Origin of the sequence: Methylobacterium sp. J-072 (assembly GCF_022829425.1) — a bacterium.
Classification (GTDB): domain Bacteria; phylum Pseudomonadota; class Alphaproteobacteria; order Rhizobiales; family Beijerinckiaceae; genus Methylobacterium.
Genome location: NZ_JAKSYK010000231.1, coordinates 25,567 through 50,533 on the forward strand (window position 1 = coordinate 25,567; position 24,967 = coordinate 50,533).

The following is a 24,967-nucleotide window of genomic DNA, read 5'->3' on the forward strand; positions in this document are numbered from 1 at the left end:
AAGGCCGGAGCGCCTTCGCGGGAGGAACACGCCATGAGCGGCTCGACACTCGGCCTTCGCGGGGGCACGGCGCCCCCACCATCCCGCAACGCCGCCGCGGCGGTCGATCCGCAGATCGACCGGATCGTCCGGACGCCGGAATTCCAGCAGCTCGTCGCCGAGCGCACCCGGTTCGGCTTGATCCTGACCATCCTGATGCTGGTCGTTTATTTCGGCTTCATCGGCCTGATCGCCTTCGACAAGTCGCTGCTCGCCGTGAAGGTCGGGGGCGGCACCGCCTCGCTCGGCCTGTTCATGGGCGTGTTCGTGATCCTGTTCGCCTTCGCGCTCACCGGGATCTACGTGGCCCGGGCCAACACCCGCTTCGACGCCCTGAGCGACGCCCTGAAGCGGAGCGTCGGCCGATGAACCGGATCCTCCTCGGCCTGACGCTGGCCACGATCACGGCTTGCGCGGCCTACGCGGCCGGCCCCGATCTCGGTGCCGTCACGCAGTCGGCGACGAACTGGCCGGCCATCGGCATGTTCCTGTTCTTCGTCGTGCTGACGCTCGGCATCACCTACAAGGCCGCCAAGGGCACCAAGTCGGCCGCCGACTTCTACGCCGCGGGCGGCGGCATCTCGGCCGGCACGAACGCCCTGGCGATCGCCGGCGACTACATGTCGGCGGCCTCGTTCCTGGGCATCTCGGGCCTGGTCTACACCTCGGGCTTCGACGGGCTGATCTACTCCACGGGCTTCCTGGTCGGCTGGCCGATCGTGCTGTTCCTGATCGCCGAGCGCCTGCGCAACCTCGGCAAGTTCACCTTCGCGGACGTGGCGAGCTTCCGCCTCGACCAGACCTCGATCCGCATCATCTCGGCGGTGGGCACCCTGGTGGTGGTGGCGTTCTACCTGATCGCCCAGATGGTCGGCGCCGGTAAGCTGATCCAGCTCCTGTTCGGCCTGCCCTACCTCTACGCGGTGATCATCGTCGGCGTGCTGATGATCGTCTACGTCGCCTTCGGCGGCATGAAGGCCACCACCTGGGTCCAGGTGATCAAGGCCTGCCTGCTCCTGGGCGGCGCGACCTTCATGGCCGGCGCGGTGCTGTTCAAGTACGGCTTCAACCCGGAGACCCTGTTCGCGGCCTCGGTGCAGGTCCACCCGAAGGGCGACGCCATCATGGCGCCCGGCGGCCTGGTCTCGAACCCGGTCGAGGCGATCTCGCTCGGCGTCGGCCTGATGTTCGGCACCGCCGGCCTGCCGCACATCCTGATGCGGTTCTTCACGGTCTCGGATGCCCAGGCGGCGCGCAAGTCGGTGTTCTACGCCACCGGCCTGATCGGCTACTTCTACATCCTGACGTTCATCATCGGCTTCGGCGGCATCGCCCTGCTGATGTCGGATCCGAGCTACTTCAAGCTCGGCGCGGCCGGCACCTTCGACAAGCTGAAGGACATGATCGGCGGCACCAACATGGTCGCGGTCAACCTCGCCAACGCGGTCGGCGGCCCGTACTTCCTCGGGTTCATCTCGGCGGTGGCCTTCGCGACCATCCTGGCGGTGGTGGCGGGCCTGACGCTCGCGGGCGCCTCGGCGGTCAGCCACGACCTCTACGCCCAGGTGATCGCCCGCGGGCGCACCACCGAGAAGCACGAGGTCAACCTGTCCAAGCTCTCGGCCGTGGTGATCGGGATCGTGGCGATCTATCTCGGCTACGTGTTCGAGAACCAGAATGTCGCGTTCATGGTCGGGCTGGCCTTCGCGGTGGCGGCGAGCTGCAACTTCCCGGTGCTGTCCATGTCGATCCTCTGGCGCGGCACGACCACCTGGGGGGCGCTCGCGGGCGGCCTCGTCGGGCTGATCTCGGCGGTCGGGATGGTGGTGCTGTCGAAGGCCGTCTGGGTGGTGACGTTCGGCAACGCCGCGGCGATCTTCCCCTACGACAACCCGGCCCTGTTCTCGATGCCGCTGGCATTCGTGACGATCTGGGCCGTATCGAGCCTCGACAACTCGCGCCGGGCGCAACGCGAGCGCGCCGCCTTCGAGGCGCAGTTCGTGCGCTCCGAGACCGGCATCGGCGCGTCGGGGGCGCACGCCCACTGACCCCGAGGCTGATTTGCGAGAACCGGGGGGCGCGGCGCGAGCCGTGCCCTTCGTCGTTTCAGGGACGTCGTCTGAGCGGGGCGGCAGCACGTCTTCCCGGCGGGCGACGGGTTCGCAGCAGCCCGGTAGTGGCCAAGACCGCTCCGCCGGCGCCTGCGAAGTACACAGATCGGCTTGTGCCGGCGGCGATGCGCCCTCTCCCGTGCGGGCTACGACGTTCACACTTCGCGTTTGGGATCACCGTCCGATCGACGGGTATGGCACTCCAGAACGACCCCGCGCCTTCCCTCCCCCCTCTGCGGGGGAGGGTGGCCTCTGCGTCAGCAGGGGTCGGGAGAGGGGAACCCGGCTTCCGGATGAAGCAGAGCGGGCATGAAGGCCGCAGCCCTATCCTGCACCGTCGCTCCCCTCTCCCGACCCCCTTCGGGGGCCACCCTCCCCCGCAGAGGGGGGAGGGAGACGCGTGTGCGCCTGGCCGTCAGCCTCATTCAGCAGCGATGTATGACCATCGTAGCCCGCAGAGGGGGGCGAGCCGCCTTATTCCAGGCACCGGACATCCTCCGCACGCCGCCATGTTGATGACCCGCACCATCCCCAGATTACGGATTGACCGAGCGGTTCCTTACAGTCACGCATATGTGATCTGCGCGCTATGCACGGCGAGCAGCCCAAATATCGACGGCCGACGCCATCGGCCGCGCACGCGTTGTCTTGGAGGGACCGGGTCATGGCTGTGGCAACTGCGATCCCGCGGGCGGGGGATGCCGCGCGGCCGATGAGTTCGGCGGAGAAGCGGGTGATCTTCGCCTCCTCACTCGGCACCGTGTTCGAGTGGTACGATTTCTACCTCTACGGCTCACTCGCGGCGATCATCGGCGCTCAATTCTTCTCAGCCTATCCGCCGGCGACCCGGGACATCTTCGCGCTGCTCGCCTTCGCGGCGGGCTTCATCGTCCGTCCGTTCGGCGCCCTGGTGTTCGGCCGCATCGGCGACCTCGTCGGGCGCAAATACACCTTCCTGATCACGATCCTGATCATGGGCCTGTCGACCTTCATCGTCGGCATCCTGCCCAACGCCGCCACCATCGGCATCGCGGCGCCGATCATCCTGATCGTCCTGCGGCTGGCCCAGGGGCTGGCGCTCGGCGGCGAGTATGGCGGTGCGGCGACCTACGTGGCCGAGCACGCGCCCAATGGCCGGCGCGGCTTCTACACCAGCTGGATCCAGACCACGGCGACGCTGGGCCTGTTCCTGTCGCTGCTGGTCATCCTGGCGACCCGGACCTTCACCGGCGAGGCGGCCTTCGCCGAATGGGGCTGGCGGATCCCGTTCCTGGTCTCGGTGCTGCTCCTCGGCATCTCCGTGTGGATCCGCCTCCAGCTCTCCGAATCCCCGGCCTTCCAGAAGATGAAGGACGAGGGCAAGACCTCGAAGGCGCCCCTCACCGAGGCATTCGGCGAGTGGAAGAACGCCAAGTTCGCGGTGATCGCCCTGTTCGGCCTCGTCGCCGGTCAGGGTGTGGTCTGGTACACGGGTCAGTTCTACGCGCTGTTCTTCCTGCAATCGATCCTGAAGGTCGACGGCTACACCGCCAACCTGCTGATCGCGTGGTCGCTGCTCCTCGGCACCGGCCTGTTCGTGCTGTTCGGCTGGCTCTCGGACAAGATCGGCCGCAAGGTCATCATCCTGGCGGGCTGCGCCATCGCGGCAGCGACGTTCTTCCCGATCTTCAAGGGCATCACCGCCACCGCCAATCCGAAGCTCCAGGCCGCGATCGAGAATGTGAAGGTCACCGTCACGGCCGACCCAGCCGCCTGCGGGACCCTGTTCAACCCGGTCGGCACGCGGGTGTTCTCAGCGCCCTGCGATCTGGCCCGCGACTTCCTGTCGAAATCCTCCGTGAAATACGACACCGCGCCGGGTGCCGCCGGCCAGCCCACGGTGATCCGGCTGAACGGCACCGAGATCGCCTATCCGCAGGGGGGCGCCCCCGAGGCCAACAAGGCCGTGACCGCGGCGCTCCAGGCGGCGGGCTACCCGAAGGCGGGCGATTCCGAGATCGTCAAAATGGCGAACCCGTTCGACATCTTCCGGCCGCAGGTCGCGCAGGTGATCGGCCTGCTGTTCGTCCTCATCATCTTCGTGACGATGGTCTACGGCCCGATCGCCGCGATGCTGGTGGAGTTGTTCCCGACCCGGATCCGCTACACCTCGATGTCCCTGCCCTACCATATCGGCAACGGCTGGTTCGGCGGGCTGCTCCCGGCCACCGCCTTCGCAATGGTGGCCCAGACCGGGGACATCTATTACGGCCTCTGGTACCCGATCGTCATCGCGGTCGCGACGGTGGTCATCGGGGTGATCTTCGTGCCCGAGACCAAGGATCGGGACATCTTCGCCGACACCTGAACGCCGTCCCACAGGTCGCATGACGACACCCGGGCCGCCTCCGCGCGGTTCGGGTGTTTCCGTTTGCGGCGTGGCGTGCGGCGCTGGACGGACAGGCGATCCGGATCCGGGTCGGGGCGACCATCACCGCGAGCGCAGCGATGGCGGCTGGCGCCGAATCGGTAGCCGGGATCCGGCGCCAGTGGACATCGCGCGGGGCATTGGCGCTCTAGGTGCGCCTTATCACGCATGCCCCCCGCCAATGCAGGTACGGCTGTCTTGCCAGCTCGAAGGCGATCCTGCGTCAGTGTGAAGCGATGGCCGGCCAGAGATTGACATTCCCCCGCAAATCCGGCGCGCGAAGGCTATTATTATTTTCTGTCTAATGGTACGGGCAGCGCCGAAGCCCGGCGATACAGACATACAGGTTGTAGTCTGACAACCACTTGTTGCCGATTAAAAATCAGTCTTGGCGGAACCGATGGCCGGCCTCAACCGTCTTGGAAACGATTTACAGTCAGACAGGAAATCAAACGTGACCGACGCCTTGACGGAGCTTCATCGCAAGAGCGGCAGCAAGCCGCCTCTATCTCTGGTTGTCGGCGCCCATATCACGACGATTGCCGTCTGGATCGCGATCTACACCGTCGCCGACGGCCCGATCTGGCTATGGTAACGGTGACTGCCGCTTGCGCTTATCGTCGTAACACCCGCTGCAATACGCGCCGAGCAGGTATCCGGACTGGTGCGCGGTGAGATAGCCCAGCACGATCAAGGCATGGAGCATATCGAGCCCAGGGCCGAACGCGAAGAGAAGAACGGCGCCGATCAAGATCAGAACCGACGTCGCGATCATGACCAGCATGGTGTACGACCAGCCGATCAGAAACCCGATCCCGAACAGCACTGCAGCGAGTAACATCGCGTCACCTGGCTCAAGGTTGTTCAGCGCAGGATGCTGAGACAACATCCCCGAAAAGGGGTTCCGAAGCCCTATGTCACGGGCACCGCACACTCGATCCACGAACAGATCGCGCGATCCGACGACAAAGTTCCGTCGCGCCGCATATTTTTCATGCCGCGCAGGCGCTGAAATATCAAGCCCCACACATATCCGGATCAAATCGCTTCAAATACGACGCGTTTGCCGATCTGGTATTTGATTTTGCAAAATCGATATTGGGAAACTGCTCAATCGGCAGTCGTTGCATCGCCAATAGATCCATCGTCGAACTCCGGCGCGGGGGTCCGGGTGTCCGCACGGCGGCGCGCGATCGAACGTTTTTCCGCAGAGCGTTAACGCCGTGCCGAGCCCCGGCCGAACGGCCGGGGCGGTCCGGCGTCAGTGCCGGAAGTGGCGGTGCCCGGTAAACACCATGGCCAGCCCCGCCTCGTCGGCGGCCGCGATCACCTCGGCATCGCGCATCGAGCCGCCCGGCTGGATCACAGCGGTCGCCCCGGCTTCGGCCGCCGCCAACAGGCCGTCCGCGAAGGGGAAGAACGCGTCCGAGGCGACCACGGACCCGACCGCCAGGCTCTCGGCGAGGCCCAAGCGCTTGGCGCCCTCGGCGGCCTTCCAGGCGGCGATGCGGGAGGAATCGACCCGGGACATCTGCCCGGCCCCGATCCCCACGGTGGCGCCGCCCTTGGCGTACACGATGGCGTTCGACTTCACGTGCTTGGCGACCCGGTAGGCGAACAGCAGGTCCGCCGATTCGGCCGCGCTCGGCGCGCGCTTGGTCACGACCTTGAGCGGCATGTCGTCGACCACCACCGCGTCCCGACCCTGGACCAGCAGCCCGCCGGACAGGGTGCGGACGGTCTCGCCGGGTGCCCGCGGGTCGGGCAGGCTGCCGGCCACCAGGAGGCGCAGGTTCTTCTTGGCGGCGACGATCGCGGTGGCCTCCGGCGTGGCGTCCGGGGCGATGATCACCTCGGTGAAGATCTCGACGATCCGGCGCGCGGCCTCCGCGTCCAGCGTCCGGTTCAGCGCGACGATGCCGCCGAAGGCCGAGGTCGGGTCGCAGGCGAGCGCCCGCTCGTAGGCCTCGAGCAGGCTCGCGCCCTCGGACACGCCGCAGGGATTGGCGTGCTTGATGATCGCCACCGCGGCGGAGCGGCCCGGGTCGAACTCGGCGACGCATTCATAGGCGGCGTCGGTGTCGTTGAAGTTATTGTAGGACAGCTCCTTGCCCTGGAGCTGGCGCGCGGTCGCCACCCCGGCCCGGACCTTGCCGGGCGCCCGATAGAAGGCGGCCGCCTGGTGCGGGTTCTCGCCGTAGCGCAGGCTCTGGGCCAGCGTGCCGCCGAAGGCCCGAAACCGGCCGGGCGTCTCGGTGCCGAACTGGACCGCCATCCAGTTGGCGATGGCCGAATCGTAGGCCGCGGTGCGGGCGAACGCCTTCTGGGCCAGTTGGCGGCGCAGGTCACCGCCGAGTGTGCCGTCGTTTTGCTCCAGGGCCGCGAGCACCGCGGAGTAATCCGAGACGTCGGTGACCACGGCGACGTCGGCGTGGTTCTTGGCCGCCGCGCGAATCATCGCCGGGCCGCCGACATCGATGTTCTCGATGCAATCGGCCTCCGGCTTGTCGGCCGCGATGGTCGCCTCGAACGGGTAGAGGTTGACCACCAGCAAGTCGATCGCCCCGATGCCGTGGGCGGCGAGCGCGGCCTGGTGCTCGGGATTGTCGCGGATGGCGAGCAGGCCGCCGTGGACCGCCGGGTGCAGGGTCTTCACCCGCCCGTCCATCATCTCGGGGAAGCCGGTCAGGTCGGCAACCTCGGTGACCGGAAGGCCGGCTTCCTGGAGCGCGCGATGGGTGCCGCCGGTCGAGACCAGGGCGATGCCGCGGGCATGCAGCGCCCGGGCGAAATCGACGAGGCCGGTCTTGTCCGAGACCGAGAGGAGCGCGCGGGAGACCCGCACCTGATCGTGCGCCATAGCTGCTTGCCGAACCTTGAGATTTCGGCGCGCGGTAGCATGGAACCGGGGCGCGGGGCCAGCCGGGATCAGGGAGCCGTCGCACCCCGCATCGGCGCCGAGGCCAGGCGCTCGAAACTCCAGCGCACGTCGACATCGTCGGAGACGCGCAGATGCAGCACGATCTGGTCGGTGCGGCGTGGCCCGGTCAGGCCCGAGAAATACACGCTCTCTTCCAGCGCGATCTCGGCCCCCGACGCCCGGAACACCCAGACCTCGCCGAGCGCCGAGGCGAGTTCGAGCCCCTCGGGCACGCCGCGCACGGCGATGCCGGGATGCAGGTGGAAGCGGATCGCCACGTCGTGGCCGCGCACCCGGCCCTTGCCCTGACGCAGGAAAGCGTCCCGGCCCTCCAACCGCGCATCGGCGGGAAAGAGCTGCCAGCGCCGCTCGTGCACGATGCCGAAATCCTGTGCGTAGCCGTCGTGCCGGGCGGCGAGCACGGTGCTGTCGCCCTCCTCCACACGTTCGGCCGCCACCGCGGTCGGGCCACGCAGGACCACGGCGCCGCGGCGGCGGATCAGCCACGCGGCCACGATGCGCTCGCCCCACCAGCCGGTGGCGGTGAGGAAGCGGCAGGAGGAAGCGTGGGCGACGCTCGCCGTGGAATGGGCCGGGGTGGACCGGGCCAGCAGCCGCAGGTCCGGCCCGCTGGCCGGCAGGCCGCAATTGACCACGATCCGCTGCGGACCGCTCGACATCTCGAAGGCGAGGCAGCCCGCCCCGGCATTGAGCGCGTAGGGCAGCGGCGGGCTCTTGCCGACATCGGCGACCACGACGACCCGGCCGCCCTCCAGGCGCTCGTAACCGGAATTCGGCGCGTGCATCATCGGCCGGGCGAGCGCGCCATCATAGACAAGCAGCGTCGCGAGATGGTCCGCATCGGTGGCGCCCATGCCGTTGAAATGGCTGAGCGAAGCGTCCGGGTGGCGCAGGAGCCGCAGCAGCGGCAACATCCGGTCCACCGCCCGCAGCAGGGCGGCGGGGGGCTCGACGCTGCGGCTGAGATAGCTCTGGCGCAGGGGCAGCAGGTCGAGCAGCAGCTCCATGGCGAAGCGCGGGTCGCGGGAGCGGTGGCCGCCATCGGTCAGGATCTGGCGGTCGAGCTCGCGCGACAGGATCCGGGTCGCCCGGCGCAGGATCGGCTGAATGCCGTCGCAGCACAGGCCGGCATAGCAGAGCGCCACGGCGGCGTTCAGGCGCCATTGCGGCGCCACGCCCCGCCGCAAGTCCCGCTCCAGCTGCTGGGCGTTGCGGGCGATGGCCTTCAAAAAGTTCTGGTAGAAGCCGTGGTCTGCGCCCTCGAGCACGAGGGGCGACTGGCACAGGAACGAGATCAGCCGCCGGGCCGCCACCGGGGTGTGGCGGGCCAAAGACGGATCGCCCCGGCCGGCGATGAAATCGGCCACGAAGGCGCGGGCGTTGGCCCGGGCCAAGGCCGTGTCGGCCGCCCGCAGGTGGCGCAGCCAGCCGAAGCCGTAGAGCTCGTCGGCCCATTCCGGCGAGGGCGGGGCGTAGTCGAAGGGCGAGCCGCCGCTCGCCGCGAGCGACCGCCCGGCGAACACGAACAGACCGGCATAGATGTCGTCCGCGAACGTCGCGTCGGAGGTGCGCAGGTCATGCGGGGCGATCACCAGCCCGGTGACCCGCATCCGCGCCAGGATGTCGGGCGAGGCGGTGAGGCTGGCGCCGACCGCACGCAGGGTCCGCGCGGTCTCGCGCGCCACGAGCCGGTAGAAGCGCCAGCGGTCAGGCCCCCAAGCCACGCGATCTCCCAGCCACGCGATCTCCGAGCCACGCGCTCCCGCCAGGCCCCAAGGACCCGAGCCCTCGGGTACGAGGATCGGCTGGCACCCGTTTCGTTTCAGGTTAGAGGCGGCCTCTTAACCGGCGGTTTACGCTATGTCATTCCCGCGGCGGGAAAGAATGCGGGATCGCGCACGCTCCGGTTGAACCGGCGTGAGGATTTCGGCTGTGGGAACCGGGTTTTTCGCGCCTCAGCCCGGGGCCAAAGCCGCGTCGAACGCTCGCAGGTTCGAGCGCATCATGTCGAGATAGGTCGCGGCCGGCCCGTCCGGTCCCGACAGGGCGTCGGAATAGACCTTGCCGCCGATCCGGGCGCCGCCCTCGCGGGCGATCAGCTCCATTTGGCGGGGGTCGCTGATGTTCTCGAGGAACACCGCCGGCACCTTCTCCCGGCGGATCTGCCGGATGATCTCCGCGACATCGCGCGGGCTGGCCTCGCTGTCGGTGGACACGCCCTGGGGGGCGATGAAGCGCAGGCCGTAGGCGTCGGCGAAATAGCCGAACGCGTCGTGGGTGGTGATGATCCGCCGGTTCGCCGGCGGGATTTTTTCCACCGCCTGGCGCACGGCCTGATCAAGCTCGTCGAGTTGCGCCGTGTAGGCCTCGGCCGCGGCCCGGTAGGCGTCCGCATGGACCGGGTCCACCTTCGCCAGGCCGTCTCGGATGTTGGCCACGTAGATCCGCACATTGGCGACGCTCTGCCAGGCATGCGGGTCGAGCGCGTGGTCGTCGTGGTCGTGTCCGCCGTCGGCATGGGCATGCGCGTGCACGGCAGCGATCGTCTTCACCCCCGCGGAGGCGACGACGACCGGCGCGCGGGTGCCGGACGCCCGGATCAGCCGGTCGAGCCAGCCTTCGAGCCCGAGGCCGTTGACGAACACGATGTCGGCCCTCGCCAGCGTCTTGGCGTCGGCCGGGGACGGGCTGAAGCCGTGCGCGTCGGAATCCGGGTCGACCAGATTCGTCACCGCCACGTGCGGGCCGCCGACGGCGCGCACGAGATCGCCCAGGATCGAGAAGCTCGCCACCGCACGGACTTTTTCGCCGTCCGGGACCGCCCGGGCCGGGAGAGAGACGCCGAGCCACAGGGCGAGGCCCGCGAGCCACGCCAACCGAACCGTCCCGCGCACCTGTTGTCCTCCCAATCCACCGGAGCCTCGGAGCCTGTAGTGTAACAATGTTACATACACAAGCGGGATACACGGCTGGCGCCTGATGCGGATCGTGGGTCGCCGCCGGGTCATCGCCGCGTCGGCCGAGCGTGAGATGGAGCATGCCATGTCCGGACGTTTGAGAGCCGCCCTTCTCGTCACCGGTGCCCTCGGCCTGGGACTCGTCGGCGCGGCCGCCGCGCGTGACCGCGGTCCCGACGGATTCCGGGGTCCCGGGCGTTGGAGCGCCCTGACCCCCGAGGATCGGGCCGCCTTCGCGGATGCCCGCATCGCCGGCCTGCATGCCGGCCTGAAGCTCAACGCCGACCAGGAGAAGCTGTGGCCGCCGGTCGAGGCCGCGCTGCGCGACATGGTCAAGCTGCGCCAGCAGCGTCGCGAGGCGATGCGCGATCGCCCGAAGATGTCCGACGACGCGCCCGCCGCCCTGCGGGCCATGGCGGATGCGACGACCGCCCGGGGCGAGGCCCTGCGCAAGCTCGCCGACGCCTCGCAACCGCTCTACGCCAGCCTGGACGAGGGCCAGAAGCGGCGCGCGATGATCTTGGCCCGTCCGATGGGTGGCCATCGCCAAGGCGGCTGGCATCACCACCGCGACGACGCGCGCGGCCCGGACGGCGATCAACGCTGAGCGCGTAGCTGAACCCGAAAAACCAAAAACCTTGATCCGCGGCGGCAGCGGCTGCAAACCGCTGCCGCCGCGCGTTCTGCCCCAGGGAGCCCGGTGACAGGACCCAACCGGTAAGCTCCATGGCGCGCCTCCCCGGCGACACCTTCCCCCTCTTGGTCCGCCTGTGGCGGATCTGGCTCTACCCCCATCGCGGGACGCTCGCCGTGGTGCTGGTGCTGATCGCGCTGGTGGGCGGCTCGACCGGGCTGTACCCGGCGCTGATCAAGGCCGCCTTCGACGCCTTCGACCGCAAGGATGCGGCGGCGATCGCCTACGGGCCGCTGGTGGTGATCGTGGTCACGGCCCTGCGCGGCTTCTCGCTCTTCGGCCAGACGGTGCTGACCAACCGGGTCGTCACCCGGGTCGAGGCCGACATGCAGGCGGCGCTCTACGGCCACCTGATCGAATCCGACTTGGCGCAGCTCGGCCGCGAGAGCCCAGCGGCGCTGACCCAGCGCTTCACCACCGATTTCGCCTTCATCAAGGAGGCGCTGACCCGCATCTCCACCGTGCTGCTGCGCGACATCGCGATGCTGATCGGCCTGGTCGCGGCGCTGATCTGGATGGACCCGGTGCTGACGCTCGTCGCCGGCCTGACGGTGCCGTTGGTGGCGGGCCCGATCGGGCGGATCGGAAAAAAACTTCGGCGGGTCTCGACCACCACGCAGGAGCAGATGGGCGCCACCGCCAGCCTGATTTCCGAGAGCCTCCAGGGCGCCCGGGTCGCCAAGACCTACGCCATGGAGGGCTATCTCAAGGGCCGGGCAGCCCAGGCACTGGACGAGGTGCGCCGCCTCAAAATGAAGGCCGCCAACGCCCGCGGGCGCCTCGACCCGCTGCTGGAGGTGGGCGGCGGCATCGCGGTGGCCGGCGTGCTGGTCCTGGTCGGGCAGCGGGTGCTGGCCGGCGAGCGGACGGTGGGCGATTTCACCGGCTACGTCGCGGCGCTGCTGCTCGCCGCGCAGCCGGCCCGGGCTTTGGGCAACCTCAACGCCATCCTGCAGGAGGCGGCGGCGGCGCTCCGGCGCTACTTCGACGTGATGGACGAGGCGCCCCAGATCCGCGAGGCGCCCGATGCGGCGCCGCTCGTTGTCACCGCCGGGGCGATTCGGTTCGAGGGCGTGCAGTTCCGCTACCGCCCGGACGCGCCGGCCCTGGAGGGGATCGACCTCACCGTACCCGCGGGCGCAGCCACCGCGCTGGTCGGGCGCTCGGGATCGGGAAAATCCTCACTGCTCAACCTCGTGCCGCGGCTCTACGACGTCACCGCCGGCCGAGTGACGATCGACGGCCAGGACGTGCGCGCCGTGACGCTCGCCTCCCTGCGGGCCGCCGTCGCGGTGGTCTCGCAGGAGGTGGTGCTGTTCGACGACACGGTCGCGGCCAATATCGGCTTCGGCCGCCCCGGGGCGAGCCCGGTCGAGATCGAGGCGGCGGCACGCGCCGCGGCGGCCCACGCCTTCGTCACCGCCCTGCCCGAAGGCTACGATTTCCGGGTCGGACCGGCCGGTAACCGCCTCTCCGGTGGCGAGCGGCAGCGGGTCGCCCTGGCCCGGGCCTTCCTCAAGGACGCGCCGATCCTGCTCCTCGACGAGGCGACCTCGGCCCTCGATTCGGAATCCGAGCGCCTGGTCCAGGAGGCGCTGACCCGGCTGATGCGCGGCCGCACCACGCTGGTGATCGCCCATCGCCTCTCGACGGTGCGGGAGGCCGACCGGATCGCCGTGATGGAGGCCGGCCGGGTGATCGAGACCGGCCGGCACGACGATCTGATCGCGGCTGGCGGCGCCTATGCCCGACTGCACCGGATGCAGCTGTCGGATCCGACGCCGACGATGCAACCGGACTCTTTCAGTGCCGGACGAGGCACAGGTCCCCTCTCCCGTGCGGGAGAGGGACAGGGTGAGGGGTGCGACCTCTCCGGACAAACCTGATCCCTCACCCCAACCCTCTCCCGCACGGGAGAGGGGGCGCGTCGCGGCTTTCGCAAGCCGATGTGTGAACATTGTAGCCCGCACGGGGGAGGAGGCGCGTCGCGGACGTCACAGGTCGACGCGTGAACCCCGTAGCCGGCAGCGTGAGGCGCGCGCCACGCAAGCCGCCGGCAAGGCATGAGCGACACCATAGGCATGCACGCGCTCCGTAGATTCGTCCGCCGGAGCGCGGCATAAGGACTTGAGTCTATGAGGACCCCACCCGTGAGCGACCTGACGTTCGAGACCCAAGCCCATCCCGCCCGCCGGACCGATGCCGAGCGGGCCGCCCTGATGACGAATCCGGGTTTCGGCAAGGTGTTCACCGACCACATGGTGGTGGCGCGCTACGCGGCCGGGCGCGGCTGGCACGACGCACGGATCCAGGCGCGCGAGGCGATCCCGCTCGATCCCGCCGCCGCGGTGCTGCACTACGCGCAGGAGATCTTCGAGGGGCTCAAGGCCTACCGCACCGCGGATGGCGGCGCCGCCCTGTTCCGCCCCGACGCCAATGCCCGCCGCTTCCGGCTCTCGGCCGAGCGCATGGCGATGGCACCGTTCCCGGAGGACGCCTTCGTCGAGGCCATGCACAAGCTGGTCGAGATCGACCGCGACTGGATCCCCGACACCCCCGACGGCAGCCTGTACCTGCGGCCGTTCATGATCGCCAACGAGGCGTTCCTGGGGGTCAAGCCGGCCTCGGAATACCTGTTCATCACCATCGCCTCGGCGGTGGGGTCCTACTTCAAGGATCCGAACGGCACGGTCACGGTCTGGCTCTCCGAGCACTTCACCCGCGCGGCGCCGGGCGGCACCGGCGCGGCCAAGTGCGGTGGCAACTACGCGGCGAGCCTCGCCGCGCAGGCCGAGGCCACGCGCCAGGGCTGCGAGCAGGTGGTGTTCCTCGACGCGGCCGAGCGCCGCTACATCGAGGAGCTCGGCGGCATGAACGTGTTCTTCGTCTTCGAGGACGGCTCGCTGCTGACGCCGCCACTCTCGGACAGCATCCTGCCCGGCATCACCCGCGATTCGGTGATCACCCTGGCCCGCGAGGCCGGCCTTACCGTCAAGGAAGAGCCCTACACGATCGACGCCTGGCGGGCCGACGTCCGGGCCGGCCGGCTCACCGAGGCCTTCGCCTGCGGCACCGCCGCAGTGATCACGCCGATCGGCACCGTGAAGGGCCGCGAGGACAATTTCACCATCGGCGACGCCGTGGCCGGCCCGGTGGCCCGCCGGCTGCGCAGCCTGCTGGTGGATATCCAGCGCGGCACGACCCGGGAATCGCGCGGCTGGTTCCAGAAGGTCTTTTAGGGTTTTTTTCGCCGCGGGAGTGGGGTCGGTTTGCCCGGTTCGCTTTCAGGACTTGCGGCGCGTCCTCCCTCCCCGCTCTGTGGGCTTCGAGCGACATAGATTTGGGGCGCGATCGTCCTTGCAGGCCGCGACGCGCCCCCCTCTCCCGTGCGGGAGAGGGCTGGGGTGGGGGACCCGGTCTTTCCGGAGAGGTCGCATCCCTCACCCTGTCCCTCTCCCGCACGGGAGAGGGAACCCGCGCCTCCCACGGGCAAGGTGGTGGCCCACGGAGGCGAAGGGCTACGCGCGGATGACGGAAGCGGCAGCCAGCACCCCGGAAACAGCCGCCGGCCCCTGGAATCCCGGCGTCCAGTCCGACCTGCCGGCCGCCTTCACGCCGCTGATCACCGTCTACCGGCCCGAGCACGTCGAGACGCCCCTGCGCGACGCGCTCGAGATGAGCGACCTGTGCGGGCTGCCGGCCCGTCAGCTCACCCGGATCCGGCCCGGCCGTCTCGTCGTCCACGAGGTGCTGATCCGGGTGATGTCCGACCTGTCGGTTCCGGTGGGCGCGGTCTACGCCGATCTGGGCGTCAATTTCCGGTCGATCGTCTCGGCCATCCTGCGCGAGGGCATCGAGCCCCGGCTCGACGAAGTCGAAGCTGCCCTGGCTGCGCTCCAGGCCGAGGCCGACGCGGTGCTCCGGCGCGAGATCGCCGCGATCTTCGACGACCCGCCCTCCCCGCCGCCACCGGAAGCCGGCTGGCTCGACCGGCTGCTCGGGCGCCGGCCGCCATCGCGCAGCCCACCGCCCCGCCAGGATCCCGCGACCCGGGCGCTCGGCCATCTCGACGCCTGGCACCGCCGGGCACTCCAGGCCGGCGACGGCCTGGAGATCGCCGCCTGCGAGGCCCTGCGCAGCGTCGTCTCCGGCATCCTCGCTCGGCAGAACATTCTGATCCGCGATCCCGCTCTGCTGCGCGGCGTCGCCGGGACCCTGGTCTCGAACGGCTACGGCAGCCGCCGCATCGGCGAGCTGATCGAGCCCTGGATCGCAGCGGTGGTCGAGGCCCGGGGCTACCGACGGCTCGCCCCGCAGGCCCATCCGGTGGTGATGAACGTCAAGGGCGCTTCCGCCTCCGGCAAGAGCACGATCCGGCCCTACCAGCTCGGGCTGGCCCGGCGTCTCGGAATGGCCTGGTCCGACTTCGCGGTGATCACCCCGGATGTCTGGCGCAAGTTCTTGCTCGACTACGACAGCCTCGGCCCGGCGACCCGGTATGCCGGCACGCTCACGGGCTACGAGGTCGAGATGATCGACATGAAGCTCGACCGCTACGTCACCCGCAAGGCGGCCGAGCGGCGGATCTCGAACCTGCTGATCGACCGGTTCCGGTTCGACAGCTTCCAGGCCGAGGCCGGCTCGGATGGCGGCGGCCAATTGCTCACCCGGTTCGGCGAGCGGGTCTACATGCAGTTCATGGTCACGCCGCCGGCCGACACGGTGGAGCGCGCCTACAAGCGGGGCGAGCAGTTCGGCCGGTTCAAGGCGGTGGAGGATCTGCTGGCCCACAATGTCGAGGCCTATACCGGCATGCCGCGCCTGTTCTTCAACTGGGCGCTGGCCCGGGACAAGCAGGTCGTCTGCGAGTTCCTCGACAACAGCGTGCCGCAGGGCGAGCGACCCCGCACCATCGCGTTCGGGGCCGGCGGGGTCCTGAACATCCTGGACGTGAAAGGGCTGATCGACATCGACCGCTTCCGCAAGGTCGACATCTTCGCCCACGGGCCGGACGAAGTCTTTCGCGGGGTCGACCTCGCGGCCGGCGCCAATACGAGCTTTCTCCGCGAATGCCTTCGCCGGATGGACGCGGTCCGGTTCGCCCGAGCTGAAACCGGCCGCGTCTTCGTCCGCCTCGATCGCGGGCGCATCACCGGCCTTGACCGTACGGTCCTGTCAGAGGCCGCCGATGATCCGGATTGGGAAGCGGCCCGGGCGGTGATCGGCATCCCCTCCGACGACGCGGGGATACCGAACCTCGATGAGACGCTTATCCCGGCGGACGAGCCGACCCTCGGCGCGTGGGGACCTCGCCAAACCTGATCGGCAAGCAGAATAATATTGCCGAAAATGACAGCGGACCGAAGCTCAATCGCTCTGGTATATTGCATACCTAAACCGGATATGCATGATTGAGCCGGCACACCGGACGCGCCAACGCAAGGACGCGCCGCCCACGGGAGAGGCTCAGGGATGGAACGCCAGGATTCGCCGTCGGCGAAATGGTGGCAGCTCGCCTTCGGGGTGATCTGCATGGCCATGATCGCCAACCTGCAATACGGCTGGACGCTGTTCGTCGATCCTATCGACCAGCGCTACCACTGGGGGCGGGCGGCGATCCAGCTCGCCTTCACGTTGTTCGTCGCCACCGAGACCTGGCTGGTTCCCGTCGAGGCCTGGTTCGTGGACCGCTACGGCCCGAGCCTGGTGGTCGCCTTCGGCGGCGTGATGATCGCCCTGGCCTGGACCATCGACGCCTACGCCGACAGCCTCGCGCTGCTCTATCTCGGCGCGGTGGTCGGCGGCATCGGCGCCGGCTCGGTCTACGGCACCTGCGTCGGCAACGCGCTGAAGTGGTTTCCGCATCGCCGCGGACTCGCCGCCGGCGCCACCGCCGCCGGGTTCGGCGCGGGCGCGGCCATCACGGTCGTGCCGATCGCCCGGATGATCGCCACCAGCGGCTACCAGGACGCCTTCCTGTATTTCGGCATCGGCCAGGGCGCGGTCGTCCTCGCCCTGGCCTTCCTGCTGCGCAAGCCCACCTCCGCCGCCCCGATGCAGCGCAAGAGCCTGCGCCTGCCCCAGACCAAGGTCGATCGCAGCCCTCGCGAGGCCGTGCGCACGCCGGTCTTCTGGGTGATGTACGCGATGTTCGTCATGGTCGCCTCGGGCGGCCTGATGGCGGCGGCGCAGATCGCCCCGATCGCCCAGGATTTCCACGTGGCCGGCGTACCCGTCAGCCTGTTCGGCCTCCAGATGGCGGCGCTGACCCTGGCGATTTCGCTCGACCGGATCTTCGACGGGTTCGGCCGGCCGTTCTTCGGCTACATCTCCGACCATATCGGCCGCGAGAACACGATGTTCATCGCCTTCTCGACGGCGGCGCTCGCGGTGATCGTGCTCCTCACCTACGGCCACCACCCGATCGTGTTCGTGTTTGCCACCGCGGTGTATTTCGGGGTGTTCGGCGAGATCTACTCGCTGTTCCCGGCGACCTGCGGGGACACGTTCGGATCGAAATACGCCGCCAGCAATGCCGGCCTGCTCTACACCGCCAAGGGCACCGCCGCGTTCCTGGTGCCGTTCGCCAGCCTCCTGTCGGCGGCCTATGGCTGGTCGGCGGTGTTCGCGCTGATCATCGGGCTCAACGTCGCCGCCGCCGCGCTCGCGATCTTCTTGCTGCGGCCGCTGCGCGCCCGCTACCTCGCCGAGGGCGAGCATCCCGCGGCCCTCGCCGCCCAGCCGATCCGGGCGGCCTGAACGGTCTCCGATCTCACGAATTCCAAGAAACGACGAGCAAACTCCACGGATCTCCCACCCTCCCCCTCATCCTGAGGTGACGAAGCGAAGCGGAGGCCTCGAAGGAGGCCTCCAGGGATCGCCGAGACTTCTGGAGCCCTCCTTCGAGGCTGCTACGCAGCACCTCAGGATGAGGGCGGAGGGTGGGACGTTCTCCGGCTCACCGGCTCAGGAAGCCCCTGCATCAATCCTCTGGGAGACACCGCGATGACCGCTCTGGCAAAGATCGTCCACACCGCCCCCGAGATCGAGGCCGAGCCGGATCTCACCGACGGCTTCCACCTCGTCATCGATGCGCTCAAGCTCAACGGCATCGAGACGATCTACGGGGTCCCGGGCATCCCGATCACCGATCTCGGCCGCATGGCGCAGGCGGCGGGCATGCGGGTGGTGTCGTTCCGGCACGAACAGCATGCCGGCAATGCCGCGGCGATCGCGGGCTTCCTCACCCAGAAGCCGGGCATCTGCCTGACGGTCTCGGCGCCGGGCTTCCTGAACGGCCTCACGGCGCTCGCCAACGCCACCACCAATTGCTTCCCGATGATCCTGATCTCGGGCTCGTCCGAGCGTGAGATCGTCGATCTCCAGCAGGGCGACTACGAGGAGATGGACCAGCTCGCCATCGCCAGGCCCCTGTGCAAGGCCGCCTTCCGGGTGCTGCACGCGGCCGATATCGGCATCGGCGTCGCCCGGGCGATCCGCGCGGCCTGCTCCGGCCGTCCCGGCGGTGTCTATCTCGACCTGCCGGCCAAGCTGTTCTCGCAGGTGATGGAGGCCGAGGCCGGCCGGACGTCGCTGGTGAAAGTGATCGATCCGGCTCCGGCCCAGCGCCCCGCCCCAGAGGCGATCACCCGGGCCCTCGACGTCCTGAAATCTGCCCGCCGCCCGCTGATCGTACTCGGCAAGGGCGCCGCCTACGCCCAGGCCGACGACGCGATCCGCAGCCTCGTGGAGACCAGCGGCATCCCGTACGTGCCGATGAGCATGGCCAAGGGCCTGCTGCCCGATACGCACCCGCTCTCGGCCGGCGCCGCGCGCTCCACCGCGCTGAAGGATTCGGACGTAGTGCTGCTGATCGGCGCCCGGCTCAACTGGCTGCTGTCGCACGGCAAGGGCAAGAGCTGGGGCGAGCCGGGCTCGACCAAGTTCATCCAGATCGACATCGAGCCCCGCGAGATGGATTCGAACGTCGAGATCGTCGCCCCGGTGGTCGGCGACATCGCCTCCTGCGTCCAGGCGCTCCTCGACGGCATGGGCCAGGGCTGGCAGCAGCCCCCGGCCGACTGGATCGACACGCTCAAGACCAAGCGCGAGGCGAACATCGCCAAGATGGCGCCCAAGCTCATGAGCAACGCCTCGCCCATGACCTTCCACGCCGCGCTGGGCGCCCTGCGGACCATCGTGAAGGAGCGGCCCGACGCGATCCTGGTCAACGAGGGCGCCAACACCCTCGACCTCGCCCGGGGCATCATCGACATGTACCAGCCGCGCAAGCGCCTGGATGTCGGCACCTGGGGCATCATGGGCATCGGCATGGGCTTCGCCGTCGCCGCCGCGATCGAGACCGGCAAGCCGGTCCTGTGCGTGGAGGGCGACAGCGCCTTCGGCTTTTCCGGCATGGAGGTCGAAACGATCTGCCGGTACGGGCTGCCGATCTGCATCGTCGTGTTCAACAACAACGGCATCTACCGCGGCACCGATTCCGACCCGACCGGGCGCGACCCGGGCACCACGGTGTTCGTGAAGGATTCCCGCTACGACAAGATGATCGAGGCCTTCGGCGGCGACGGCTACCACGTCACCTCGCCGGACGAGCTGACCCGGGCGGTCAACGCGGCCATGGATTCCGGCCGGCCGTCACTGGTCAACGCCGTGATCGACCCGGCCGCCGGCAGCGAGAGCGGCAATATCGGCAGCCTCAACCCGCAGAGCGGGATCAAGAAGAAGGCGGTGTGAGGGGGACGACTTCAGGGAGACGATTTGCTCTCCCAGAAGGCCGAGAAAGTCTCCGGCGCTGGAATATACTCCGTGTCATCCCGGGGCCGCGCAGCGGAGCCCGGGATCCAGAAACGCAGGTGGAGCGAGGTCTTGCACTGTCGACGTTTCTGGATTCCGGGCTCGCCTGCGGCGCCCCGGAATGACGGGGTGGTCCATAAGGCGGATCGATGGGAGTACCGAGCCAACCAGCTTAATTCGAATGAGACAGCCAACAACCACCGGTAATCCTCCCGCGGATACGGGCCGCCCGCCCCTCCCCGTGGCCCGCCTCATGCTAAGCTTCGGCGACACGCACAGCAGGGGCGAGCCGACATGCTGACCAGACGATCCTTCGTGGCCCTGTCGGGCGCGGCGCTCGCCGCCCCGGCGCTTGCGCAGGGCGGGTCCTCCCGGGTGCTCAAGTTCATCCCGCAGGCCGACCTGACGGTGCTCGATCCGATCTGGACCACCGCCTACGTGACCCGCAACCACGGGCTCGCGGTGTTCGACACCCTGTACGGGACCGATGCCAGCTACGCCGCGCAACCGCAGATGGTCGCCGGCCACGTCGTCGAGGATGACGGCAAGCTGTGGCGCATGACCCTCCGGCCCGGGCTGGTCTTCCACGACGGCACGCCGGTGCTCGCCCGCGACTGCGTCGCCAGCATCGGTCGCTGGGCCAAGCGCGACCCGATGGGCCAGACGCTCATGGCCTACACCGACGAGCTCTCGGCCCCCGACGACCGGACCATCCAGTTCCGCCTGAAAAAGCCGTTCCCGCTCCTGCCGGACGCGCTCGGCAAGGTCGGCTCGCCGATCTGCGCGATCATGCCGGAGCGGCTCGCCAAGACCGATGCGTTCACGCAGGTGACCGAGATGGTCGGCAGCGGCCCGTTCCGGTTCAAGGCGGACGAGCGGATGGTCGGCGCCCGGGTCGTCTACGAGCGCTTCGACAAATACGTCCCGCGCGAGGGCGGCGAGCCGCAATGGACCTCGGGCCCCAAGCGCGCCTTCCTCGACCGAGTCGAGTGGCACGTCATCCCCGACCAGGCCACCGCCGCCTCGGCGATGCAGACCGGCGAGATGGATTGGTGGGAGCAGCCGCCCTCCGACCTCGTGCCGACGCTCGGCAGCCTGAAGACGTCGATCAAGGACCCGACCGGGCTGATCGGCTGCCTGCGGATGAACCAGCTGCTGCCCCCCTTCGACAACCCGGCGATCCGGCAAGTGCTGCTCAAGGTGGTCGACCAGACCGACTTCATGCAGGCGGTGACCGGCGACGATCCGAAGCTGAGGCACGTGCCGACCGGCTTCTTCTGCCCCGGCCTGCCGATGGCGAGCGAGGCCGGCCTCGACGTGCTGACGAGCAAGCGCGACTTCGACGCCGCCAAGAAGGCGTTGGCCGCCGCCGGCTACAAGGGCGAGAAGGTGGTGCTGATGGGCGCCTCCGACTTCCCGAGCCTGAAGGCTTTGGCGGACGTGGCGGCCGACATGCTGACCCGCGCCGGCTTCAACGTCGATTATCAGGTCATGGATTGGGGCTCGGTGGTCCAGCGGCGCGCCAAGCGCGACCCGATCGCCCAGGGTGGCTGGAGCATCTTCTGCACCTTCTGGGCCGGGCTCGACCAGGCCAACCCGGCGGTCAGCGCGTTCCTGCGTGGGACCGGGCCCGATGCGCCGGTGGGCTGGCCGACCAGCCCGAAGCTTGAGGCGCTGCGCCAGGAATGGCTCGACGCCCCCGATATCGCCGCGCGCAGGACGCTGGCGGACGCCCTGCAGAAGCAGGCCTTCGTGGACGTGCCCTACCTGCCGCTCGGGCAGTACTTCAACCAGACCTCGTACAAGCCCTCGGTGACCGGGGTGCTCGACGGGGTGCCGGTGTTCTGGAACGTCAAGAAGGGCTGAGCCGGCGGGTCAGGCGGGCACAGCGTCCGGGGGCGCGGCGGCCAGCGCGGGGTTGCCGGCATCGGCGATCAGCGCCGGGACCAGATCCGTCTGCGAGACGATCCCGACCAAACGGCCATCCGCCTCCACCACAGGGAGGTGGTGGAGGCCGGCTTCCGCCATCCGCAGCACCAGCTCGGCCACGGGCGTGTCCGGGGTGACGGGCTCGACCGCGCTCATGATGTCGGCGGCGCAGCCATGGGGGGCGCGCCCGCGCTCCACGGTCAGCCGCAGGCGGCGGCCGAGGCCGAGCCGCGGGCCGCTCCGGTCCCAGGACGCCTTATCGAGAAGGTCGGTCTGCGTGACGATCCCGAGCACCCGGGCACGCTCGTCGGTGACCGGCAGGGCCTTGATCCGATGGCGGCGCAGCAGGTGCAGCGCCTGCGCCAGGGAATCGTCGGGGGCCACCGCGATCACGTCGCGGGACATGATCGCCGCGCAGGTGGTCTGCCCCGATCGGCGGCCGTAGACGCGCATCTGCACCCGCCGCAGGATCTGCTCCAGGTCGCCCCGGTCGACATCGAGCAGCTGGTCGAAATCCTCCAGCGCCGCGTCGAGATCCGAGGCCAGGAAGCCGAGCCGGGAGGCCGGAGCCGGGTCATCGGTCCGCGGGCCGGCCGGGCGCAGATGCGGATAGGCGCGGCCGGTGAGGTTGTTGAACACCAGCGCCACACTCAGCAGCAGCAGCGAATTGGCCGCCACCGGCCAGAGCACGAAGCCGTAGCCGAGATCCCGGATCGCCGGGCCGCCCAGCACCGCCGTGAGCGCCACCGCTCCGCTCGGCGGGTGCAGGCAGCGGAGCGCCATCATCAGCGCGATCGCCAGCCCGATGGCCACGGAAGCCGCCACGAACGGGTCCGGCACCCAGATCGCCGCCGTAACGCCGACCAGGGCGGCCACGAGGTTGCCGCCGAGGATCGACCAGGGTTGCGCCAGCGGGCTCGCCGGCACCGCGAAGAGCAGCACCGCCGAGGCGCCCATCGGGGCGATCAGGACCGGGGCGGCCTCGCCCACGGCGGCGCGGCAGACCAGACCAGTCGCCAGGATCCCCAGCAGGGCGCCCGCGGCCGAGCGCAGTCGCTCACGCGTGCTGACGGGCGTCAGCTCGGGAAGGAGACGGCGGAGCAGTGATCGCATCGGATCCGGATCGTGCAGACGAGACGGGACGGCGCAGGGCACGCCGTCCCGCTTCAGGATAGCGGAGGTTCGGAGCCGCTTATCAGACCGCCTGAGCCTCGTGCATCGCCTGGATCTGCGTGGGACTATAGCCGAGGCCGGTCAGCACCTCGTCGGTGTGCTCACCCAAGAGCGGCGAGGCCTTCACCTCGACGGTCATGTCGGAGAACTTGATCGGGCTGCCAACGGTCAGGTAGCTGCCGAGCTTCGGATGCGGCACCTCGACCACGGTGCCGCTCGCCCGCAGCGACTTGTCCTCGGCGATCTCCTTCATCGACAGCACCGGTGCGCAGGGGATGTCGTAGGTGCGCAGGATGTCCACCGCCTCGAACTTGGTCTTGTCGGCAAGCCATTCCTCAATGGTCTTGAAGATGTCGAAGATCTTGTCCTGCCGGGCCCGCGCGGTGTTGTAGGCGGGATCGGTGATCCACTCCTCGCGGCCGAGCACCTTGCAGATCGGCGCCCAGGCATGGCCCTGGATCGTGAAGTAGATGTAGGCGTTCGGGTCGGTCTCCCAGCCCTTGCACTTCAGCACCCAGCCCGGCTGGCCGCCGCCGCCGGCATTGCCGCCGCGTGGCACCACGTCCGAGAATTCCCCGTGCGGGTATTGCGGGTATTCCTCAAGGTAGCCCAGGGCATCGAGGCGCTGCTGGTCGCGCAGCTTCACCCGGCAGAGGTTGATCACCGAATCCTGCATCGAGACGGCGACCTTCTGGCCGGTGCCGGTTTTGTTCTTCTGGTGGAGCGCCGTGAGGATGCCGATGGCGAGGTGCATGCCGGTGTTGGAATCACCCAGTGCCGCGGCGCTGACGGTGGGCGGCCCGTCCCAGAAGCCGGTGGTCGAGGCGGCGCCGCCGGCGCATTGGGCGACGTTCTCGTAGACCTTCAGGTCCTCGTAATGGTGGCCTTCGGAGAAGCCCTTCACGGAGGCCAGGATCATCCCGGGATTGAGTTCCTGGATGCGCGCCCAGGAGAAGCCCATCCGGTCGAGCGCGCCGGGACCGAAATTCTCGACCATCACGTCGGAATCCTGGATCAGCTTCTCCAGCACCTCCTTGCCGGCCTGGGTCTTGGTGTCGAGCGTCAGCGAGCGCTTGTTGGAATTGAGCATCGTGAAGTAGAGCGCGTCCGCATCCTCGACGTGACGCAGTTGCGTGCGGGTCACGTCGCCAGAGCCTGGGCGCTCGACCTTGATGACGTCGGCGCCGAACCACGCCAGCAGTTGCGTGCAGGCAGGACCGGCCTGCACGTGGGTGAAGTCGATGATCTTGATCCCATCCAACGGCTTGCTCATCTGGCGTTCTCCCTTGCACGGTGAGGCTTGCGATCTTCGGACGGTCCCGTTTGTCAGGATCCGTTCGGAAGGGCTTCGAGGTCTGCCACGCGCTGGCGCAGGCGCTTTTCCTCGGTCCAGCGCTCGGTCTCGTCGCGGATCACCGCGACGATCCCGGTCACCCGGTCCGACGCGTCCCGGATCATCCCGACCGTGAAGGCGATGGAGAGCTGGTGGCCGTCCTTGTGGATTGCCGGCACCCGCAGGGTCTCTGCCCCGTAGCGGGTGACGCCGGTCCGCATGGTCTTGGCGTAGCCGTCCCAGTGACGGCGCCGATGACGCTCCGGCGTGATCAGGTCGAGGGTTTGCCCGAGGGCGTCTTCGGCGGTGAAGCCGAAGATCCGCTCGGCCGCCGGGTTCCAGACCGTGATCGCGCCGTCCGGATCGGCCACCACCACAGCGTCGCCGATGGCCGCGACGAGGCCCGTCAGATCGTCCGCGGGCGGGCGATCGAGCAGGGTGTTAGCGTCCGCCACGGATCGCCCCGTATGCTCGCCGCCGACGAACGCAGCTCTGGAGGAGATGTCTGCCGAAGCGAACGTTGCTCGGATTCGTCATCAGGGCCTCCCTGGCGGCTATGGCGCTAAAGT

Annotated in this window: 18 protein-coding genes; 11 read left to right on the top strand and 7 right to left on the bottom strand. The window is 68.9% G+C overall.

Annotated features, from left to right (window positions below; genetic code table 11):
- Positions 1–33 precede the first annotated feature (33 nt).
- The 4 genes from MKK67_RS31240 (at position 34) to MKK67_RS31255 (ending at position 5,152) form a co-directional block, all read left to right on the top strand.
- Positions 34–408, top strand: coding sequence for a DUF485 domain-containing protein (locus tag MKK67_RS31240; RefSeq protein WP_243972909.1), 375 nt, complete (start codon positions 34–36; stop codon positions 406–408).
- Positions 405–2,087 carry a cation acetate symporter gene (locus tag MKK67_RS31245; RefSeq protein WP_243972911.1) on the top strand — a complete coding sequence of 561 codons (1,683 nt, stop codon included), beginning with the start codon at positions 405–407 and terminating at the stop codon, positions 2,085–2,087. Before MKK67_RS31240 ends, MKK67_RS31245 begins: the two co-directional genes overlap by 4 nt.
- 727 nt (positions 2,088–2,814) lie before the next feature.
- On the top strand, positions 2,815–4,497 hold the full coding sequence (locus MKK67_RS31250) for an MFS transporter (RefSeq protein WP_409568466.1): 1,683 nt from the start codon (positions 2,815–2,817) through the stop codon (positions 4,495–4,497).
- A gap of 514 nt (positions 4,498–5,011) precedes the next feature.
- Positions 5,012–5,152, top strand: coding sequence for a hypothetical protein (locus MKK67_RS31255; protein ID WP_243972913.1), 141 nt, complete (start codon positions 5,012–5,014; stop codon positions 5,150–5,152).
- Here MKK67_RS31255 and MKK67_RS31260 read toward each other — a convergent pair.
- The 4 genes from MKK67_RS31260 to MKK67_RS31275 form a co-directional block, all read right to left on the bottom strand.
- Positions 5,144–5,584, bottom strand: a complete 441-nt coding sequence (locus MKK67_RS31260; protein ID WP_243972915.1) for a hypothetical protein — start codon at positions 5,582–5,584, stop codon at positions 5,144–5,146. The two genes, MKK67_RS31255 and MKK67_RS31260, sit on opposite strands and share 9 nt — an antisense overlap.
- 234 nt (positions 5,585–5,818) lie before the next feature.
- On the bottom strand, positions 5,819–7,417 hold the full coding sequence (gene purH, locus MKK67_RS31265; protein ID WP_243972917.1) for a bifunctional phosphoribosylaminoimidazolecarboxamide formyltransferase/IMP cyclohydrolase: 1,599 nt from the start codon (positions 7,415–7,417) through the stop codon (positions 5,819–5,821).
- 68 nt (positions 7,418–7,485) lie between these two features.
- The gene (locus tag MKK67_RS31270; RefSeq protein WP_243972919.1) at positions 7,486–9,222 is read right to left on the bottom strand and encodes a heparinase II/III family protein; all 1,737 of its coding nucleotides are present in this window, start codon (positions 9,220–9,222) and stop codon (positions 7,486–7,488) included.
- 231 nt (positions 9,223–9,453) lie between these two features.
- Complete coding sequence (locus tag MKK67_RS31275; RefSeq protein ID WP_243972921.1) at positions 9,454–10,392, bottom strand: metal ABC transporter solute-binding protein, Zn/Mn family; 939 nt, start codon at positions 10,390–10,392, stop codon at positions 9,454–9,456.
- 148 nt (positions 10,393–10,540) lie between these two features.
- On the opposite strand from MKK67_RS31275, the gene MKK67_RS31280 reads away from it, so the two are divergent.
- From MKK67_RS31280 to MKK67_RS31310, 7 genes are all read left to right on the top strand, one after another.
- Complete coding sequence (locus MKK67_RS31280; RefSeq protein WP_243972923.1) at positions 10,541–11,062, top strand: Spy/CpxP family protein refolding chaperone; 522 nt, start codon at positions 10,541–10,543, stop codon at positions 11,060–11,062.
- A 119-nt stretch (positions 11,063–11,181) separates the two neighbouring features.
- Entirely contained in the window at positions 11,182–13,035 is a 1,854-nt protein-coding gene (locus MKK67_RS31285; RefSeq protein ID WP_243972925.1) for an ABC transporter ATP-binding protein, read from the top strand.
- Positions 13,036–13,284: 249 nt separating this feature from the next.
- A complete protein-coding gene (locus MKK67_RS31290; RefSeq protein ID WP_279601936.1) occupies positions 13,285–14,388 on the top strand; it encodes a branched-chain amino acid aminotransferase in 1,104 nt (367 codons plus the stop codon).
- Positions 14,389–14,677: 289 nt separating this feature from the next.
- On the top strand, positions 14,678–16,471 hold the full coding sequence (locus tag MKK67_RS31295; RefSeq protein ID WP_243972927.1) for a zeta toxin family protein: 1,794 nt from the start codon (positions 14,678–14,680) through the stop codon (positions 16,469–16,471).
- Between the two features lie 150 nt (positions 16,472–16,621).
- Entirely contained in the window at positions 16,622–17,908 is a 1,287-nt protein-coding gene (oxlT, locus tag MKK67_RS31300; protein ID WP_243972929.1) for an oxalate/formate MFS antiporter, read from the top strand.
- A gap of 246 nt (positions 17,909–18,154) precedes the next feature.
- On the top strand, positions 18,155–19,903 hold the full coding sequence (oxc, locus tag MKK67_RS31305) for an oxalyl-CoA decarboxylase (RefSeq protein WP_243972931.1): 1,749 nt from the start codon (positions 18,155–18,157) through the stop codon (positions 19,901–19,903).
- Between the two features lie 354 nt (positions 19,904–20,257).
- Positions 20,258–21,829 (top strand): ABC transporter substrate-binding protein, encoded by a 1,572-nt coding sequence (locus tag MKK67_RS31310; RefSeq protein WP_243972934.1) that lies wholly within the window; start codon positions 20,258–20,260, stop codon positions 21,827–21,829.
- Between the two features lie 9 nt (positions 21,830–21,838).
- Here the strand turns inward: MKK67_RS31310 and MKK67_RS31315 are convergent, their stop codons facing one another.
- From MKK67_RS31315 to MKK67_RS31325, 3 genes are all read right to left on the bottom strand, one after another.
- A complete protein-coding gene (locus MKK67_RS31315; protein WP_243972936.1) occupies positions 21,839–23,005 on the bottom strand; it encodes an HPP family protein in 1,167 nt (388 codons plus the stop codon).
- Positions 23,006–23,087: 82 nt separating this feature from the next.
- Complete coding sequence (frc, locus tag MKK67_RS31320) at positions 23,088–24,338, bottom strand: formyl-CoA transferase (RefSeq protein WP_243972938.1); 1,251 nt, start codon at positions 24,336–24,338, stop codon at positions 23,088–23,090.
- Between the two features lie 53 nt (positions 24,339–24,391).
- Positions 24,392–24,853 (bottom strand): PAS domain-containing protein, encoded by a 462-nt coding sequence (locus tag MKK67_RS31325; protein ID WP_409568467.1) that lies wholly within the window; start codon positions 24,851–24,853, stop codon positions 24,392–24,394.
- Positions 24,854–24,967 lie beyond the last annotated feature (114 nt).

What these genes read in the sequence shown, in the direction of transcription:
- MKK67_RS31240 (WP_243972909.1), top strand. Translation starts at nt 34, where the DNA reads ATGAGCGGCTCGACACTCGGCCTTCGCGGGGGCACGGCGCCCCCACCA.
- MKK67_RS31245 (WP_243972911.1), top strand. Translation starts at nt 405, where the DNA reads ATGAACCGGATCCTCCTCGGCCTGACGCTGGCCACGATCACGGCTTGC.
- MKK67_RS31250 (WP_409568466.1), top strand. Translation starts at nt 2,815, where the DNA reads ATGGCTGTGGCAACTGCGATCCCGCGGGCGGGGGATGCCGCGCGGCCG.
- purH (WP_243972917.1), bottom strand. Translation starts at nt 7,417, where the DNA reads ATGGCGCACGATCAGGTGCGGGTCTCCCGCGCGCTCCTCTCGGTCTCG.
- MKK67_RS31280 (WP_243972923.1), top strand. Translation starts at nt 10,541, where the DNA reads ATGTCCGGACGTTTGAGAGCCGCCCTTCTCGTCACCGGTGCCCTCGGC.
- MKK67_RS31285 (WP_243972925.1), top strand. Translation starts at nt 11,182, where the DNA reads ATGGCGCGCCTCCCCGGCGACACCTTCCCCCTCTTGGTCCGCCTGTGG.
- MKK67_RS31290 (WP_279601936.1), top strand. Translation starts at nt 13,285, where the DNA reads ATGAGGACCCCACCCGTGAGCGACCTGACGTTCGAGACCCAAGCCCAT.
- MKK67_RS31295 (WP_243972927.1), top strand. Translation starts at nt 14,678, where the DNA reads ATGACGGAAGCGGCAGCCAGCACCCCGGAAACAGCCGCCGGCCCCTGG.
- oxlT (WP_243972929.1), top strand. Translation starts at nt 16,622, where the DNA reads ATGGAACGCCAGGATTCGCCGTCGGCGAAATGGTGGCAGCTCGCCTTC.
- oxc (WP_243972931.1), top strand. Translation starts at nt 18,155, where the DNA reads ATGACCGCTCTGGCAAAGATCGTCCACACCGCCCCCGAGATCGAGGCC.
- MKK67_RS31310 (WP_243972934.1), top strand. Translation starts at nt 20,258, where the DNA reads ATGCTGACCAGACGATCCTTCGTGGCCCTGTCGGGCGCGGCGCTCGCC.
- MKK67_RS31315 (WP_243972936.1), bottom strand. Translation starts at nt 23,005, where the DNA reads ATGCGATCACTGCTCCGCCGTCTCCTTCCCGAGCTGACGCCCGTCAGC.
- frc (WP_243972938.1), bottom strand. Translation starts at nt 24,338, where the DNA reads ATGAGCAAGCCGTTGGATGGGATCAAGATCATCGACTTCACCCACGTG.